The sequence below is a fragment of the Bradyrhizobium sp. URHA0013 genome, from assembly GCF_000518345.1.
Taxonomy (GTDB): Bacteria; Pseudomonadota; Alphaproteobacteria; order Rhizobiales; family Xanthobacteraceae; genus Bradyrhizobium.
The window spans coordinates 661187-677371 of the sequence record NZ_KI912427.1 but is presented as its reverse complement, the minus strand read 5'-3'; the positions used below and the strand labels follow the sequence as shown (position 1 = coordinate 677371).

20 protein-coding genes are annotated in these 16185 nt (G+C 64.2%); all 20 read right to left on the bottom strand.

What is annotated here, in order from left to right; all coding sequences use genetic code 11:
• Nucleotide 1: 1 nt before the first annotated feature.
• Nucleotides 2-709, bottom strand: a complete 708-nt coding sequence (locus tag N551_RS0132655; protein ID WP_027570486.1) for a hypothetical protein — start codon at nucleotides 707-709, stop codon at nucleotides 2-4.
• Entirely contained in the window at nucleotides 706-2337 is a 1632-nt protein-coding gene (gene fliF, locus N551_RS0132650; RefSeq protein ID WP_027519855.1) for a flagellar basal-body MS-ring/collar protein FliF, read from the bottom strand. The genes N551_RS0132655 and fliF overlap by 4 nt, the downstream gene beginning before the upstream one ends.
• 304 nt (nucleotides 2338-2641) lie before the next feature.
• Nucleotides 2642-3553: a flagellin gene (locus N551_RS0132645; RefSeq protein ID WP_027570485.1), complete on the bottom strand. Its 912-nt coding sequence runs from the start codon at nucleotides 3551-3553 to the stop codon at nucleotides 2642-2644.
• A 268-nt stretch (nucleotides 3554-3821) separates the two neighbouring features.
• Nucleotides 3822-4730, bottom strand: a complete 909-nt coding sequence (locus tag N551_RS0132640; RefSeq protein WP_027570484.1) for a flagellin — start codon at nucleotides 4728-4730, stop codon at nucleotides 3822-3824.
• Between the two features lie 264 nt (nucleotides 4731-4994).
• Nucleotides 4995-5735 (bottom strand): flagellar type III secretion system pore protein FliP, encoded by a 741-nt coding sequence (gene fliP / locus N551_RS0132635; protein ID WP_007595877.1) that lies wholly within the window; start codon nucleotides 5733-5735, stop codon nucleotides 4995-4997.
• The gene (locus tag N551_RS0132630) at nucleotides 5732-6175 is read right to left on the bottom strand and encodes a flagellar basal body-associated FliL family protein (protein ID WP_027570483.1); all 444 of its coding nucleotides are present in this window, start codon (nucleotides 6173-6175) and stop codon (nucleotides 5732-5734) included. The genes fliP and N551_RS0132630 overlap by 4 nt, the downstream gene beginning before the upstream one ends.
• 42 nt (nucleotides 6176-6217) lie before the next feature.
• Nucleotides 6218-6913, bottom strand: coding sequence for a flagellar basal body L-ring protein FlgH (gene flgH / locus N551_RS0132625; protein WP_027570482.1), 696 nt, complete (start codon nucleotides 6911-6913; stop codon nucleotides 6218-6220).
• Nucleotides 6914-7672, bottom strand: a complete 759-nt coding sequence (locus tag N551_RS0132620; protein WP_027570481.1) for a MotE family protein — start codon at nucleotides 7670-7672, stop codon at nucleotides 6914-6916.
• A 64-nt stretch (nucleotides 7673-7736) separates the two neighbouring features.
• On the bottom strand, nucleotides 7737-8867 hold the full coding sequence (gene flgI, locus N551_RS0132615) for a flagellar basal body P-ring protein FlgI (RefSeq protein WP_027570480.1): 1131 nt from the start codon (nucleotides 8865-8867) through the stop codon (nucleotides 7737-7739).
• Nucleotides 8864-9340 (bottom strand): flagellar basal body P-ring formation chaperone FlgA, encoded by a 477-nt coding sequence (flgA, locus tag N551_RS0132610; protein WP_081747979.1) that lies wholly within the window; start codon nucleotides 9338-9340, stop codon nucleotides 8864-8866. Before flgA ends, flgI begins: the two co-directional genes overlap by 4 nt.
• Before the next feature lie 13 nt (nucleotides 9341-9353).
• A complete protein-coding gene (flgG, locus tag N551_RS0132605) occupies nucleotides 9354-10142 on the bottom strand; it encodes a flagellar basal-body rod protein FlgG (RefSeq protein ID WP_007595892.1) in 789 nt (262 codons plus the stop codon).
• A 15-nt stretch (nucleotides 10143-10157) separates the two neighbouring features.
• Complete coding sequence (locus N551_RS0132600) at nucleotides 10158-10487, bottom strand: flagellar hook-basal body complex protein FliE (protein ID WP_027570478.1); 330 nt, start codon at nucleotides 10485-10487, stop codon at nucleotides 10158-10160.
• A 2-nt stretch (nucleotides 10488-10489) separates the two neighbouring features.
• Entirely contained in the window at nucleotides 10490-10906 is a 417-nt protein-coding gene (flgC, locus tag N551_RS0132595) for a flagellar basal body rod protein FlgC (RefSeq protein ID WP_007595894.1), read from the bottom strand.
• A gap of 11 nt (nucleotides 10907-10917) precedes the next feature.
• Nucleotides 10918-11298, bottom strand: a complete 381-nt coding sequence (flgB, locus tag N551_RS0132590; RefSeq protein WP_027519862.1) for a flagellar basal body rod protein FlgB — start codon at nucleotides 11296-11298, stop codon at nucleotides 10918-10920.
• 85 nt (nucleotides 11299-11383) lie between these two features.
• Nucleotides 11384-12469 carry a flagellar biosynthesis protein FlhB gene (gene flhB, locus N551_RS0132585; RefSeq protein ID WP_027570477.1) on the bottom strand — a complete coding sequence of 362 codons (1086 nt, stop codon included), beginning with the start codon at nucleotides 12467-12469 and terminating at the stop codon, nucleotides 11384-11386.
• Nucleotides 12470-12482: 13 nt separating this feature from the next.
• Nucleotides 12483-13523, bottom strand: a complete 1041-nt coding sequence (locus N551_RS0132580) for a flagellar motor switch protein FliG (protein WP_027570476.1) — start codon at nucleotides 13521-13523, stop codon at nucleotides 12483-12485.
• Between the two features lie 2 nt (nucleotides 13524-13525).
• Complete coding sequence (gene fliN, locus N551_RS0132575; protein ID WP_027570475.1) at nucleotides 13526-13906, bottom strand: flagellar motor switch protein FliN; 381 nt, start codon at nucleotides 13904-13906, stop codon at nucleotides 13526-13528.
• Between the two features lie 76 nt (nucleotides 13907-13982).
• Complete coding sequence (locus N551_RS0132570) at nucleotides 13983-14297, bottom strand: hypothetical protein (protein WP_027570474.1); 315 nt, start codon at nucleotides 14295-14297, stop codon at nucleotides 13983-13985.
• Nucleotides 14278-15216 (bottom strand): flagellar motor switch protein FliM, encoded by a 939-nt coding sequence (locus N551_RS0132565; RefSeq protein ID WP_007613971.1) that lies wholly within the window; start codon nucleotides 15214-15216, stop codon nucleotides 14278-14280. Before N551_RS0132565 ends, N551_RS0132570 begins: the two co-directional genes overlap by 20 nt.
• Entirely contained in the window at nucleotides 15213-16112 is a 900-nt protein-coding gene (motA, locus tag N551_RS0132560) for a flagellar motor stator protein MotA (RefSeq protein WP_007613972.1), read from the bottom strand. Before motA ends, N551_RS0132565 begins: the two co-directional genes overlap by 4 nt.
• Between the last annotated feature and the right edge of the window lie 73 nt (nucleotides 16113-16185).

Genomic DNA, 16185 nt, shown 5'->3' with positions numbered 1-16185 from the left:
ACTACCGGCGCGCCTCTTTCAGGCGCTCGCTCCAGGCCGTGATCTGGGTCTCGATCACGGTCTGGTCGGCCACGACGCGAACCTCGAATGTATCGGCGGCCTCATACTCGATGCCGGTTCGCCGCGCCGTCCCGAGCTGCGTCTTCACCAGGTCGAGCAGTTCGCTCGGGCCGGTGACCTTGAACACCGGCACCGGCGAATTGCCGGTCAGCGCAGCAATCTGCTCGACCAGCGACCCGATCGCCTTGTCGCGGACCGCGTCGGCGAGGAACGGCAGCAATATCCGCGCAACGGAGCTCGCGATGTTGGTCTCGATTTCACGGCAAGCCGTGTCGAAGCCGCTGACGACCGCCACCGCCTGCTGGTCGGACCACTTGGCCCGCTCTTCGCCGAGCCGGATCGCGCTGCGCACGCGTTCCTCGGCGATCCTGGACTCGCCGTCCGCAACGCCGGCCGCATGGCCGCGCCGAAAGGCATCGTCCAGGAGATTGACCGCCGGGGCTTCCGCCTTCGGCGCCGGAGGCGGCGACTGAAGCTGCGGCTGCGATTGCGGTTGCGAATGGGTCTGAGGCTGCGGCTGAGGCTCGCGCCGGGCTTCCTTCGGCCTCGTCAGCACATCCTGGATTTTGGGCGCCGGTGGAGGCGGAGGCGATTTGACCCGCCCGTTCACGTCGAACTGCGTCAGGAGCTTTCCGATTGCCGCGTTCATGCCGCCTCCTCGCGTCGCATCCAGTCTTTAAGGATCGCTGCCGCCTGCATCTGATCGAGACGAACGATCTGCTCCAGCCGCTTCTGCGGCGTTCGCTGCATCTTGCCTTCGAGGTCTTCGACCAGGTTGAGCTCGGCTTCTTCGCTGTCCGCCAATGCGAGGGCGCCTGCGGCCGACTCGAGCTGGGCGGCTTCCGCCGCCTCGGTCTGCTCCTGCGCCGCGCGGTGGGTCAGAATGCCATTGACCGCAGGACGAAGTCCGAACCACACCAGCATCGAAGCTACGGCCAGGATCGTGACTGCGTTGATGACGCTGCCGAGCTGCTTGTTGATCATCTCGACGAAGCTGATCGGCGGCACCGGCGCCAGTTCGCGCGAGCCTTCGATGAAATCGACGGCCGTCACCTGGATCTGGTCGCCGCGCGCCTTGTCCAGCCCGCCGGCCGTGGCCGCGAGTTGGCTGATCTCGGCGAGCTTGCTGTCGACGATGGCCTGATTGCTCTTGTCGCCGAGGTCGGCAATGAGCCGCCCGCGGTTGACCAGCACGGCAATGAACAGCTTCTTCACCGAATAGCCGTCGCTCACCGTCGTCGTGGTCTTGGACGAGACCTCGAAATTGGTGACGTCCTCGCGGCGGGTCTTGTCTTCGCTGGAATTCTTGGTGCCGCCGGCGTTCACCTGCTGGTCGGGGAGATTTTGCTGCACCGTGGTCGGCTGCGAACGGTCCGCATTCTGTGACTTCTCGTTCTCGCGGACGTTCCGGACCGAGCGTTCGGCGCGGCTTTCGGGATCGTAGACGGTCTCGTTGGTCTGCCGCTTGTCGGTGGAGAGCTGCGATGCAACGCTCACTTCGAAGTTGTCGAGCCCCAGATACGGGGTCAGCGCCTTGCGGATGTTCTCCTGCACCATCCCGCCGACCGTCTTCTGCAGACTCGCCATCTTGGTCGGAGCAGCAGTCGCCTCATCCTCTTCGGCAAGCAGCATCGAACCGTCAGCGTCCAGCACCGTGACCTTGTCGCGGCTCATGCCCGGAATGGCAGCCGCGACGAGATGACGGATCGACTGCGCCGTGCGCGCCTCGATCGCGCCGTCGGTGCGCAGCACGACCGATGCCGAAGGTGGCTGCTGCGTCGCGCGGAACGACCCCCGCACCGGCATCACGATATGCACCCGCGCCGCCTTCACGCCCTTCATCAACTGCACCGTGCGCGCGATCTCGCCTTCGAGTGCCCGGAGCTTGGTGACCTCCTGCATGAACGAGGTCAAACCGAGCGAGCCGATCTTGTCGAACAGCTCGTAGCCGGAATTGGCGCTGGTCGGCAGCCCCTTCTCGGCGAGCAGCATCCGCGCCTGCATGGTCTGGCTCGGACGCACCGAGACCGCGTCGCCGGCGGTGTTGACGTCGAAGGTGATGTTCTGCTCGCGCAGCGCGGCACCCATGCGCGTCACGTCTTCGCGGGAAAGGCCGGTATAGAGCGTTTCGAATTCAGGCCGGCTCAGATAATAGGCGCCGCCCACGACGGTGACGAGAACGGCGAAACCGATCAATCCCAAGGCCATCAGGCGTCGCGGCCCAAGCTCCAGCAGATTATTGAGCAGTTGCTGTATCTGCGCACGACTGAACAGCATGTGACCTCATACCAATGCGAACGTAGAGGACACTCTGCTGCCAACCTTGTCTGAAGGTTGCGCGAGACCACGAATGTGTCGGTTCGCCGGCGAGGCGTTGCAATTTTACAAGAGACTGAGTGACGCAATTGCGCGCGTCGGCGACAAGCGGACGGCCGGTCGCATCGCGGTGCGATCGCCGACGGCGTGTTCCCTGGAATGTGGCGTCAGGAAATCGATGTGGGCACGTCGTGTGCCGTCGGATCCGCCGCTCACGGCGGAGACCGTGCTCCCTGAGGAGCACGGTCGTTTTCGAAGCCGCGGCTTAGCGGAACAGCGACAGGATGCTCTGGCTGTTCTGGTTGGCGATCGAGAGCGCCTGAACACCGAGCTGCTGCTGGGTCTGGAGCGCCTGAAGGCGGGTCGATTCCGCATTCATGTCGGCATCGACGAGCTGGCCGATACCGCGGTCCACGGAGTCCATCAGGGTCTTGACGAATTCCGTGTTGGTCGCGAGTCGGTTCTTGACGGCACCGAGATTGGCGGCGGCCGACGCCACCGAGTTGATCCCGGCGGTGACCTGCGCGATGTAGCCATCGAGCGTGGTCTGGTCAGCCGCCGAGTCGGTCAGCACGGAGATGCTCATCGTGTTGATCGACGGAGAGGTCGAACCAGCCGTGTCCAGAATGCCGGTCTGGGTCGAGGTGTAGAGCGAGTAGTTCGCGGTCGTCACGGTGATCGAGCCGATGGTGGGCGTACCGCCGACACGCGAGTACGACGACACCAGGTTGAAGGTCGTCGGCGTCGTGGCGGTCGTGCTCAGCCAGTTGATGCCGTTGAAGGTCGCCGAGTTCGCCTTGAGTTTCATATCCTGCTGGATCTGGGTGATGTCAGCCTGGATCTTGGTGCGATCGATACCAGCGGTCTTGGCTTCGACCAGCAGCGCCTGGAGCTTGGTCAGGCCGGAGTCCTTGTCGCCGATAACCGAGGTCAGAGCGGTATATTCGGTGTCGACGGTCGCGGCCGACAGACCGAGCGAGTCGGAGACCGCGGAAAGCGCGGCGTTGTCGGAGCGCATCGACGTCGCGATCGACCAATAGGCAGCGTTGTCCGAGGCGGTCGAGACGCGCATACCGGTCGAGATCCGGTTCTGCGTGGTCGCGAGCTGCGAGCTGACGTTGCGAAGGGTCTGCAGCGCGGTCATTGCAGACGAGTTGGTGAGGAGGCTAGAACCCATTTTGATGTCCCTTTGGAGATTGAATTAAATTTGGGGACATACCGGACTTACACCGGTACGGCAGGGCGGCGTCATGCCTTTGGGCTGCGCAAAAGCGTCAAGGCCCAACCTGTCGTAACGGCGACGATAGCCCGCGAAGCTTGTGCGGGGCTTGTGGCTCTGTGTCTTTGCCGCAACAAGGCGGCTGAAATTGCGGCGCGCGATGTCACGCCAAATGAAAGGGCCGCGCCTCGTGAGAAGCGCGGCCCTCCCCAAAATCGTTTGAGGCTTAGCGGAACAGCGACAGGATGCTCTGGCTGCTGTTGTTGGCGATCGAGAGCGCCTGCACGCCGAGCTGCTGCTGGACCTGGAGGGCCGACAGGCGGGTGGACTCCTGGTTCATGTCGGCGTCGACGAGCTGACCGATACCGCGGTCCACGGAGTCCATCAGCGACTTCACGAAGTCCGTGTTGGTCGAGAGCCGGTTCTTGACGGCACCGAGATTGGCGGCGGCCGAGGCCACCGAGTTGATGCCAGCGGTGACCTGCGCGATGTAGCCATCGAGCGTGGTCTGGTCAGCTGCCGAGTCGGTCAACGCGGAGATGCTCATCGTGTTGATCGACGGAGCGGTCGAACCGGCCGTGTCGAGAATGCCGGTCTGCGTCGAGGTGTAGAGCGAGTAGTTGGCGGTCGTCACGGTGATGGAGCCGATGGTGGGCGTACCGCCGACACGCGAGTACGACGACACCAGGCTGAAGGTCGTCGGCGTCGTGGCGGACGTGCTCAGCCAGTTGATGCCGTTGAAGGTTGCCGCACTGGCTGTCGCCTTCATCTGCTGCTGGATCTGGGTGACGTCTGCCTGGATCTTGCTGCGGTCGATACCGGCGGTCTTGGCTTCGACCAGCAGGGACTGGAGCTTGGTCAGGCCGGAGTCCTTGTCGCCGATGACCGTGGTCAGAGCGGTATATTCGGTGTCGACGGTCGCAGCCGACAGACCGAGCGAGTCGGAGACCGCCGAGAGCGCGGCGTTGTCGGCGCGCATCGAGGTCGCGATCGACCAGTAGGCAGCGTTGTCCGAAGCGGTCGAGACGCGCTGGCCGGTGGAGATGCGGGTTTGCGTGGTGGAGAGCTGCGAGCTCACAGACCGCAAGGTCTGGAGTGCGGTCATGGCGGTCGAGTTCGTAAGCAGGCTTGACATTGCGAATGTCCCTTTATGTACGCGTTACATTTTCACGAGGGGACATACCGGGCTTTCACCGGTACGGAGGGGCGGCATCATGCCTTTGGACTGATGTGGGTGGGGTCCAACCCGCCGTGACGCATTGCTAGCACGCCGAATCTTGCGCGCGGATTAAGATCGGCTTGAATTGCGCTGTAAAATCAGTTGGTTAACAGTACCTATTGCTAACCATAGTCCGGTACTTATCGCTAACCATAACCGTCCGCCTGGCGCTCATTGCCGTTACGAGAACGAGCGCACCAGCCCGGAGGCAAGCAGATTCCAGCCGTCGATCAGCACGAAGAACAGCATCTTGAACGGCAGTGCGAGGATTGTCGGCGGCATCATCATCATGCCCATCGACATGGTCAGGGTCGCCACGATCATGTCGATGACGAGGAACGGCAGGATGATGAGAAATCCGATCTCGAACGAACGCCTGAGCTCGGAAATCATGAAGGCCGGAATGATGACGCGCATGTCGACGCGCTTGTCGTCGAACTTCCTGCGGAAGCTCTCCGCGGCCAGCGATTCGAAGGTCTGCAGATCCTTGTCGCGAACATGGGCCAGCATGAATTCGCGGAACGGATCGGTGATCTTCAGATAGGCCTCTTCCTCCGAGATCTCGTTCTTCATCAGCGGCTGGATCCCGGTTTCCCAGGCGCGGTCGAAGGTCGGCGCCATCACGTAGAAGGTCATGAACAGCGCGAGGCTGATCAGCACCAGATTGGCCGGCGTGGTCTGAAGTCCGAGACCGGCGCGCAGGAACGACAGCGCCACCGCAAACCGCGTGAAGCTCGTTACCATGATGAGCAGTCCCGGCGCCACGGACAGTACCGTGATCACCGCCATCAACTGGATGATCCGGCCGCTGGTCGAGCCGTTACCCGGCGGCAGCAGCGAATTGAGGTCCGGAATTTGGGCCAGTGCCACTTCGGGCAGCACGACCAGGAGCAACGCAAGCAGCAGGACTCTCAGTTTCACTGAATCACCAACGTCTCAATGATCAATTCGCGGATCTTGCCCGAGGAGCGGATATTGGCGCGTTCGGTCAGGTCGTCGCGCAGGTGCTGAAGCCCGCGCGATCCCTCGAACTGCGCCACCGTCGCCGACCGCAGATAGGTGACGATGTCCTCGCTGATATGGGCCGCCAGGATGCCGGCATCCTCGTCGCTCATGCTGTCGGTCACCATGGAGGCTTCGATGCGGGCCCAGTTGTTGGCCGGCGCGCCGAGATTGGTCACGATCGGCGACAGCTTCCTGAGCCGCGCGCTGCCAGCGTAGCTCGAGGCAAGAGGCGGCGGCGTGGCGGTTTTCTTCGCATCGGCGACGCGCTCGGCGGCTGCAAACAGATGCAGGCCGGCAAGCCCGCCCGCGCCGATCGCGATCAGGGTCAGCACCACGATGGCCGCAATCAGGCGCATGACGTCCCCTGCCCTCGTGACGCGGCCCGACGGTCGCGCATCTCAGAACGGTGCCACGGCGTCATAGATCCGATGTCCCCATCCAGGCTGCTGCACGTCCGAGAGATTTCCCCGGCCGCCGTAGGCCACGCGCGCCTCGGCGATCTTCTCGTAGGAGATCGTGTTGGTTCGAGAGATATCGCGTGGACGCACGATGCCGCCGACGTTGAGCACGCGCATTTCCGTGTTGACCTTAAACTCCTGCGAGCCGCTGATCATCATATTTCCGTTCGGCAACACGTCGGTGACGATGGCTGCGATCGACAGTTTGATATCCTCTGCGCGGTCGATCTGGCCGTTGCCCTTGATCTGGGTGTTGGTGTTGAGGTTGGCGCTCGTCGAGCCCTTGTCCTGCCATCCCGCGACGTCCATCAGCCAGTCGAGCCCGAACTTGATCTGCGAATCGCGCGAGCGGCCGGTCTTGTTGTCGAGCTTGGCCTTGTCCTGCATCGAGATGATCACCGTCACGACGTCGCCGACGCGCCGGGCGCGGGGATCGCGGTAGAGGTCGGTGCCGTCGTCCCAGGTCGAGCGATAGCTGACGGGCGAGTGCATGCGGGGCGTCACGGGAATCGGATCGGCCTGCGTCCTCAGACCGCTCCCGACCGGCGACAATCGCGGGCCAGTCAGGACCTCGGCCGGATCAGTGACGCATCCCGCAAGCGATAACAGCGACAGGATGAGGATCAGATTCTTCATCTATTTGGTCTTTCCGTCATCCACGCGACGCATCCCGCCGAGCAGATCGGCGAGGTGCGCCGCGCGCCCCGTCTCCATCTCGTTGAAGATTGCGCTCGAGCTCCTCGGGCTGAGCTTTGCGAGCACGGCCGCAGCCGTCTCGTCCGCCATCCCGGCGATCTGGGTTGCGGCGGCGTCCGGCTTCATGCGCGAGTAGATCTCGACGACGCTCGCTTCGGCCTTCTTCAGGAAGTCGTCGCGCAACGCCATCCACTTCTCATATTCAGCGCGTTTGGCCTCGACCTCGGCGATCCGCTCACGGAGCTGGTTCTCGGCCTTCTCCAGCTCCTTGAGCTGCCAGGCCAGCCTTGCATCGACCGCGGGGTCGGCGACATTGCTGCAGAACAGAGCGACTTCGTTGTCCGCGGTTGCAGCGGCCTGGGGCGGCACCGGCTTCGGCGGCGCCGTGACGCTACCGGGCTTGGCGGGTCGCGGCGCGGCTGTGGGTACCGGCGCGGGCTTCTCGGAGGCCGGCACGGCACCCGTGATCGCGGGTCCCGAATCTTCGGCTGCCCACGCCGTCGCCCGCATCGACGCATTGTCGCTCGGGATCGATGAGATCGGCTTCTGCGGGCCAGGCGCGCGGGCGCGCGCGAAGGACAGCAGGTTGAGCGGCTTCGACGGCTTGGCCTCATCCAGCGCCAGAACGGGCGAAGCGCTCGCGAGCGCGGAGGCCGCGACCAGGAGGAGGAGTTTGGCTTTATGATCCAGCTTCAACATCGGTCCGCGTGCGATTCTCAGTCAAGAGAGCATTGAGCGACCAAGCTTGCACGGCGCTTGCGCGTCATTGCACGATGACGTCCGCCTGGAGGGCGCCGGCCGTCTTGATCGCCTGGAGGATCGCGATGATGCCGGATGGTTTCAGGCCGATCTGGTTCAGCCCGCGCACCAGACGCTGGAGATCGACGCCGCTCAGGATCGCCACCTGCGATCCGGCCTCGTTGGCCTCGACCACGGTCTGGGGCACGACCACCGTCTGCCCTTTCGAGAAGGGCGCCGGTTGCGACACCACGGGAAGCTCGGTGACGCGGACCGTCAGATTGCCGTGCGTCACGGCAACGGTCGATATCCGTACGTCGCGTCCGATCACCACCGTGCCGGTGCGCTCGTTGATCACCACCCGCGCCGGCGTGTCCGGCTCGACGGTCAGCTCGCCGATTTCGGCGAGGAAGCGGACCGGGCCGATGTGGCGCGGCTTCGACAGCACGATGGTGCGGTAGTCGCGCTCGAAGGCGATCTGCGCGCGGTAGCGTCCGCCCGCGTAGCGATTGATGGCGTCGAGGATTCGCGTTGCGGTGACGAAGTCGGGGTTCTTGAGCTCCAGCACAAGATACTCCATTTCATGGAGGCTACCCTGCACCTCGCGCTCGACCAGCGCGCCGTTCGGGATGCGGCCCGCGGTCGGCGTGCCCTGGCTGACGTTCTGGGCCTGGCCCCCGACGCTGTAGCCGGCGACCGTGACCGCGCCTTGCGCCACTGCATAGACCGCACCGTCCGCCGCGCGCAGCGACGTCATTACCAGGGTGCCGCCGAGCAGCGAGGTCGCATCGCCGAGCGACGACACGGTCACGTCCATGCGCTCGCCGGCACCGATCGAGGGCTGCAGGTCCGCGGTCACCATCACGGCCGCGACGTTGCGCGTGCGCAGCGTCGTCGGCCGCGGTGGATTGTTGGTGCTGGTGGTCTCGTTCCTGACATTGATGCCCATGTTCTCGAGCATCGATTGCAGGGACTGCTCCGTGAACGGAGCATTGCGGAGCGTGTCGCCGGTGCCGTTCAGGCCAATGACGAGGCCATAACCGACGATCTGGTTTTCGCGCAATCCCTTGATGTCCGCGATGTCCTTGATGCGGACGGCGGCCTGGGCGCTGGCGGCGAAAACGAGCAGGACGAGCGCAAGCAGGACTCTGGTCATGACCCGTCCACGACCTTGACGCTGCCGTCCGGCTGGACGACACCCCTGATGATCACACCCGTATCGGTGTTTCGTATCGGGATGAGCGCGCCGGGCGCGCCCGACTGCATCGCGGCGCCGTAGGTCACGATCGACAGGCCGCTGTCTTCGACCACGACCTTGACCATCGCTCCGCGGGCGACCGTCCAGGGATCCTCCACCGAGTTGGTCGGGATCGGCTGGCCGGGGAGCAGCGCGCGGCGCGCCATGCGGCCGACCAGGACCTGGCGTCCTTCGATGAAAACGGCGACGCCGAGCACGTTCGGCGTAAAGGCACGCTCGGTGATCATCTCGTCCCGGATCAGCTCGCCGGCGCGGATCGAGACGGCCGGCACGGGAAGCCGCTTCTCCTCGGCCGCCGCGACTCGCGCGAAGACGAGAACCAGCAGCACGGCGGCCAACCCGCGCATGATCGAGCCCATCCTGTTCAACATGGATACACCGGAACTAGCGCATGCCCTTCGAGACCGTCTGGGCCATTTCATCCGAGGCTTGGATGACCTTGGCATTCATTTCGTAGGCGCGCTGGGCGGAGATCAACTCGGTAATTTCCTTGACCGGGTCGACGTTCGAGGCTTCGAGATATTGCTGGTTGATCTTGCCGTAGCCGGAATCGCCCGGCAGGCCGACCACCGGCGTGCCGGACGCCGTCGTCTCGCGGTAGAGATTGCTGCCCAGCGGTTCGAGGCCGGCCTCGTTGGCGAAATTAGCGAGATTGAGCTGGCCGATCTGCCTCGGGTTCACTTCCGTATCCAGCTTGGCAAACACCTGTCCGGTCTGGTTGACCGTGACCTGAACCGTTCCCTGCGGCACCGTGATTGCGGGATCCAGCAGGTAGCCGTCGGTCGTGACGAGCTGGCTGTTGGCGTTGGTGTTGAACGAGCCCGCGCGGGTATACTGCACCTCGTTATTCGGGCCGAGCACCTGAAACCAGCCGCGGCCGTTGATCGCCATGTCGTAGGGATTACCGGTCTGCGTGAGCGCGCCCTGGATGTGCAGCTTGCGGATCGCCGCCGACTTGACGCCGAGGCCGAGATTAGCGCCTTCCGGGATCGGCGACGAGCCGCTGGTGTTGGCAACGCCCTGCATGCGGTCCATCTGGTAGAACAGATCGGTGAACTCGGCACGCGCCCGCTTGTACGAGGTCGAGTTGATGTTGGCGATGTTGTTCGCGATGACTTCGATGTTGGTCTGCTGGGCGTTCATGCCCGTGGCCGCGATGGCAAGCGATTTCACAGCGTCACTCCTTGATCAGATCGACATCCGAACGACCTCTTGGTAGGCCTGCACGACCTTGTCGCGAACTGCGACCGCCGTCTGCAAGGCCTGTTCGGCCGACATCAGCGCCTCCACAACGCGCCGCGTCGATTCCTTGCCCTGCATCGCCGAGATCGAGGCCGCCTCGCCCGCCTTCAGTGTCCCGATCGCGTCCGTCGTCACCTGCTTCATGACAGATTCGAATCCGACGTCGGCGCCGGACTGGATCGCGGGTGTCGCCGTCGACGAGATGGCCTGCGCCTCGGTCGCGCGGCTCGCCGCTTGCCCGGCCGAAATCGCTGTGGATGAAATTGCTTCAAGCATTGTCAGCTCCTCAGCAGGTCGATGGTCATGCCCAGCATCGACCTCACCTGTTTCACGACCTGGAGATTGGCTTCATAGGACCGGTTGACTTCCCGCATGTCCGCCATCTCGATCATCATGTTGACGTTCGGCAGCTTGACGTAGCCGGCCTTGTCGGCGGCGGGATGCCCCGGCTCGTACTCCACGCGGTACGGCGTGGTGTCGACGCCGATTTCCTTGACCTTCGCCAGCTGAGCGCCCGAGGCGCGGTCCATCGCGGCATCGAAGGTGATTGTCTTGCGTTGATAGGGATCGGCGCCGGCGGCGCGCCCCGTCGACGTCGCGTTGGCGAGATTCTCCGAGACGATGCGCATGCGCGTCGACTGCGCTTCGAGCCCGGAGCTCGCGACCGTCAACGAGGATTGCAGTGAGTCCAGCATGTCAGTTCACCTCAGGTCTTTGCGCTCGACAGCAGCATGCGGTGAAACGACCGCACGACCGCCGAGTTCATCGAGTAGTCGCGACTGACGTCGCTGCCCTTGATCATTTCCTGCTCGAGACTGACGGAGTTGCCGGAGTGAACCACGTCCCAGCTGTCCTTTTTCGCGGTTGCCCGCGTGTCGCTCTCGGCAGCGGAGAGTTGCATGTGCGACGGCGACGTGGTCGCCAATCTCACCGGCGTGCTGTCGAGCACCTTGTTGAAGGGCTCGACGTCGCGCGCCTTGAAGCCCGGCGTGTTGGCGTTGGCGACATTCGTGGCGATCGTCGATTGGCGGAGCTCGAGGTATCGCGCCTGCGACGATGCGAGTTCGAAGAGATAGAGCGGTCCCACGGCAGCACCATTCTGGTTCAGACGGTGTAACCTTAGGGTCGCAAGCTTTCGTCAGGCTGATGGAATAGACGCCGTCCTCGGAATTCTACTGGACCTTCTCGGACCGCGGCGCCTGCTTGGACTGCAGGAAGTAGATGATCTCGGCGACCGGCCGGAAGAACTCCGCCGGAATCACCTGGTCGACCTGAACCGCCTCGTAGAGCGCGCGCGCCAGCGCCTTGTTCTCGATCACCGGAATCCGGTTCTGCTCGGCGACTTCGCGGATCTTCAGCGCAATCACGTCCATGCCCTTCGCCACGACGATCGGCGCCGGATTTTCCTCGCGATTGTAGCGCAGCGCGATCGCGAAGTGCGTGGGGTTCGCGATCACCAGCGTCGCCCGCGATGCGGAGGCGATCATGCGCTGGCGCGAGCGGTCGCGCGCCAGCGAGCGCAGGCGGGCCTTGATCAGCGGATCGCCTTCGGCCTGCTTGTGCTCGTCCTTGATCTCCTGCCGCGTCATGCGCAGCTCGCGCCGCCAGTGGAAGCGCGCCCATGCGAGATCGACCGCTACCAGGACGATGGTCGCGATGCAGATCGCCGAGACGATTCGCATGGCGATGTTGAGAATCATCTCCGGCAGCGCGACCGGGTCGGTGTACATCGCCTCGAACGCCTTCGCTTCCGACGAGCGCAGCACGAACGCGACGACGACGGTGACCGCGGCGAGCTTGAACAGCGACTTGGCGAACTCGACGAGGCCCTGCGATCCAAACAGCCGGCTCCAGCCGCTGAGCGGAGAGATTCGCGACAGATCCGGCGTGATGCGCTGGAGCACCAGGCTGGGAGCATTTTGCAACAGCGAGGCGGCCAGCCCGAAGGCCGCCAGGGTGACGACCAGCGGCGTCAGGAAGCGGAGTGCCTGAAGCCCGACCACGATGAGCAGATTCTGGGCGTCGGCCCCGGTGCTGAGAGGGAAGCCGTCGGGATCATCGAGAAAGCCCGTCAGCATCGGCGTCAATTGCTGAACGCCCTGGCCGATCAGGAACGCCTGGATCACCATCAGCGCGGCCATCGAGGCGAAGATGGAAGCCTCCCGAGAGACCGGGATTTTGCCCTGTTCGAGCGCATCGCGGACTTTCTTCTCGGTCGCCTCTTCTGTCTTGCTCTCCTGATCGGTTGTTTCTGCCATGCCCGTTCAGCGGTCAGCGGAAGACCAGCTCATCCTCCTGCTCGGGGTTGAGCTCGATTTCGCCCTTTTCCGCGAGGTCGAGCGCGAGGTCGGTGATCACGCGCCGCGCCTCGAGCACGTCGCGCTGGTTCGACGGTTCGCCGATGGCGAGCTCGTGCTCGACGACCCGGCGGACGCGCGAGGCGACCGAGGACAGGATCATCTCGCGGAAGTGCTTGTCGGTGCCCTTCAGCGCGATGACGATGCGATCGGTCGGCACCTGGTCGAAGATCATGGTGCGCGCCTTCGGCGTCAGGTTGGTGACGTCGTCGAAGGTGAAGAGCAGCTCCTTCAGCACTTCGGCCGACTTCGGCCGCTTCTCCGACAGGCTCTTGAGCATGTCCTCGATGTGTCCGCGCTCCATCTTGTTGATGATGTCGGCGACGCGGGCATAGGTGTCCGCGCCGAGGTTGCGGGCGAAGTTCAGCGTCAGATCCTCATGCAGCGTCTTCTCGAGGACCCTCATGGCGTCGTCGACGATCGGCTTGAGGCTGAGCACGCGCCGCATCAGCTCGTTGCGCAGGCTCGACGGCAGCTGGCTCATGACCTTGGCGGCGCAGGACGGCTTGACCTTGGACAGGATGAGCGCCGCGGTCTGCGGATGCTCCTTGGACAGGTAGCTTGCCAGCGAGTTCTCCGACACCGACGAGACGCGATCCCACACGGACCGGCTCGAATTGCCCAGCAGGTCCGACATGATGGCCGAGACCTGGTCGGCCGGAAGCACGTCGCCGAGCACGGCTTCCAGGCCACCGAGGGTGCCGAGAATGTTGGCGCCCATCGAGAATTGCTGGGCGAACTCCTCGACGATCGCTTCAAGTTCCTGCGCCGTGATCGGCCGCAGCTCGGCCGCGGCCTTTGTAACGGTGCGGATATCCTGCGGCTCGAACTGCGCGAGTACGCTCGCGGCCGCCTGCCGGCCCATGGCGAGCAGGAGTGCCGCGACCTTCTCCGTTCCGCCCAGCGTGGCGACGCCTCGCTGCTTGATAGGAGCCATGCCGACCTGTGCCGCCATGGTCAGGTATCACCCTGCCCCAACGGGCCCACAATCTCGGTGAGCGAGACGCCGAAGCGGGAATTGTCTTCTTCGACCACGACCACCTCGCCGCGGGCGACGACGCGGCCGTTGACCACGACGTCGACGGGTTCGCCGACCCTGTGGTCGAGCGGAACCACCGCGCCGCGGCCGAGCTTCATCAAATTTGCCACCGGAATGGTCGCCGATCCCAGCACCACCTGCATGGTCACGGGAATGCGCAGGATGGCATCGACATTGGCGAACTTGCCGGTCTCCTCCGCGGTGCGCGCGGCGATCTCCGCCAACCGCTCCAGCGGAGATGCTTCGGTATGCCCCTCGTCGGCCGCCGATGCTGACTCATAGTCGAAGGATTGCGCCATCTGGTATCGCCTCTTGGTATTTCCGCTCCCGGAGCGCCGCGACGTTCCGATCGTATTTATTCCGCCGGCTTCGGCTTCAATGCTTGTTCACGTCGGCGCCGCCCGCGCTCGCTGCGGATGCGAGCCCGCTCCTCGCATCGAGCGCCGCGATCGCCTCGTGGGCCTGATCGATCTTCGTGCTCAGCACGTTGGCGAGCCGCCCGAGATTTGCGGTGGAATCATGCGCTGCGGTGATGACCGTGTCGAAGGCGCCCGCCGTCTCGTGGACGATGGTCGAGAACTCGCCCTGGTAGCTGCGCAACCGCGCCAGCTCGCGATGCATCCGGGTCACCCGCATGCTGGTGAAGGCGAGCGCGATCAGCAGCACGGCATCAACGAGATAGGATATCATCGACGAACTCCCGTTTCTGATCGACGGGATCTGCCACCTGCATGGCGTAATAGCCGTCAAGCTGGCCGATCTGACACCAGAACAGCACCTGGTTGTTGCTCTCGAGTCGAGCCAGCGTGCGTGGCGTGGCTTCGAGCTCGAGCACCTGGCCGACCTGGAACTTCACGACGTCGCCGAGCGAAATCATCTTTTCGTCCAGCACGGCGCTCAGCGTCACCTCGGTGCGGTGAACCTCCGTCTCCATCTGCTCGCGCCAGCGCGGATCGGCCGCGCGGCCGTCGCTCACGACCACGGTCGCGAGCTTCTGCCTGAGCGGGTTGAGCGCGGAGTGCGGAATGATGAGGAACATCTGGCCGCCGCGGTAGAGTGCCTGCAGCATGATGTTCGCGCAGATCGACATGTTGCCGCTCCGCCCGATCGCCAGCGATGCCATGGCGGTCTCGACCCGCTCGACGCGGAAAGTGACGTTGGAGGTGCCGGCGAAAGCGGATTGCAGCGCCTTGGCGAACCGCTCGAACAGCGCCTGGACCAGGCGGATCTCGATGTTCGAGAAGCTGCGCTCGACGTCGAGCGGCGGTTCGGCGCCGTCGGAGCCGAACATCGCCTCGACCATCGTGAACACGAAGTCGCGGTCGAGCATGATGATGATGCGGGAGTCCCACTGCTCGGCATAGAGCACGGCCGCAACCGCATTGGCCTCGTAGTCCTTGATGATGTCGCCGACACGGTCGTTGGTGATGCCGTTGACCGAGAAATAGCATGGCGTTCCAGCCATCGGCTGCAGGCTGTCCGTGCACGACGCCGCCATGCGATCGAAGATCACATTGAGCATCGGCATGCGCTCGATCGAGATGCCGGCGGCGTCCAGCAGATAGTTCGGCAGCGGCTTGCGCTGATCGACGTCGAGGGCTTCCATCATGATGCGCGCGCAGCCTTCGGTTCAACCTCGGTCACGACCGCCTTGGGTCCCGCGATCGTCTCGTTCTCGACGACGTCGATCGAGGGTCGCTCGGGGCTCGCGATCATCTTGCGGCCGTGCTCGACGGCGATCTGCGGCATGGCGCCGTTCATGAACGCCAGCAGCGTCTGCTTGACGATGATGTAGGGCCGGCAACGCTTTTCGCGCGTCATCTTCACCTTCATCGCGAAGGGCGAAATGATGCCGTAGGACAGGAAAATGCCGGCGAAGGTGCCGACGAGGGCGGCGCCGATGAAGCCGCCCAGCAGCTTCGGCGACTGGTCGAGCGCACCCATGGCCTTGATGACGCCGAGCACCGCGGCGACGATGCCGAGCGCGGGCAGCGCTTCCGAGACCACCACCAGCGCATGGTAGGGCGCCAGCTTGCTCTTCACGATGGTGTGGATCTCCTCGTCCATCAGCGCTTCGATCTCATGCGTTCGCGCGTTACCCATGATGATGAGACGGACGTAGTCGCAGATGAACTGGAGCAGCGACGGATCTCCGAGCACGCTCGGGAACGCCTTGAAGATCTCGGAGGACGCGGGATCGTCGATATGCGCCTCGACCTCGTTGCGGCCCTTGCCCCGCAGCTCCCGCATCAGCGCGTGCAGCGCGCCGAGCAGATCGAGATAGTAGCGTTGACCGGGCACCGCCCCTGTCACTGCCTGCACGCAGGCAAGCCCGGTATCCGCGACCGTCTTCCAGGGATTGGCCATGATGAAGGTGCCGGCCGCGGTGCCCATGATGATCACGAACTCCCAAGGCTGCATCAGCACGCCCAGATGCCCGCCCATGGCGGCAAATCCGCCCAGCAGTGCCGCTACCGTGATGACGATCCCCACGAAACTGCCCAACGCGCCGCTCCATCACCGATCCCATCGGGAATATCTAGTCGGTGAGCCTTGCGCGAGGCTGGCTTCCCCCTCG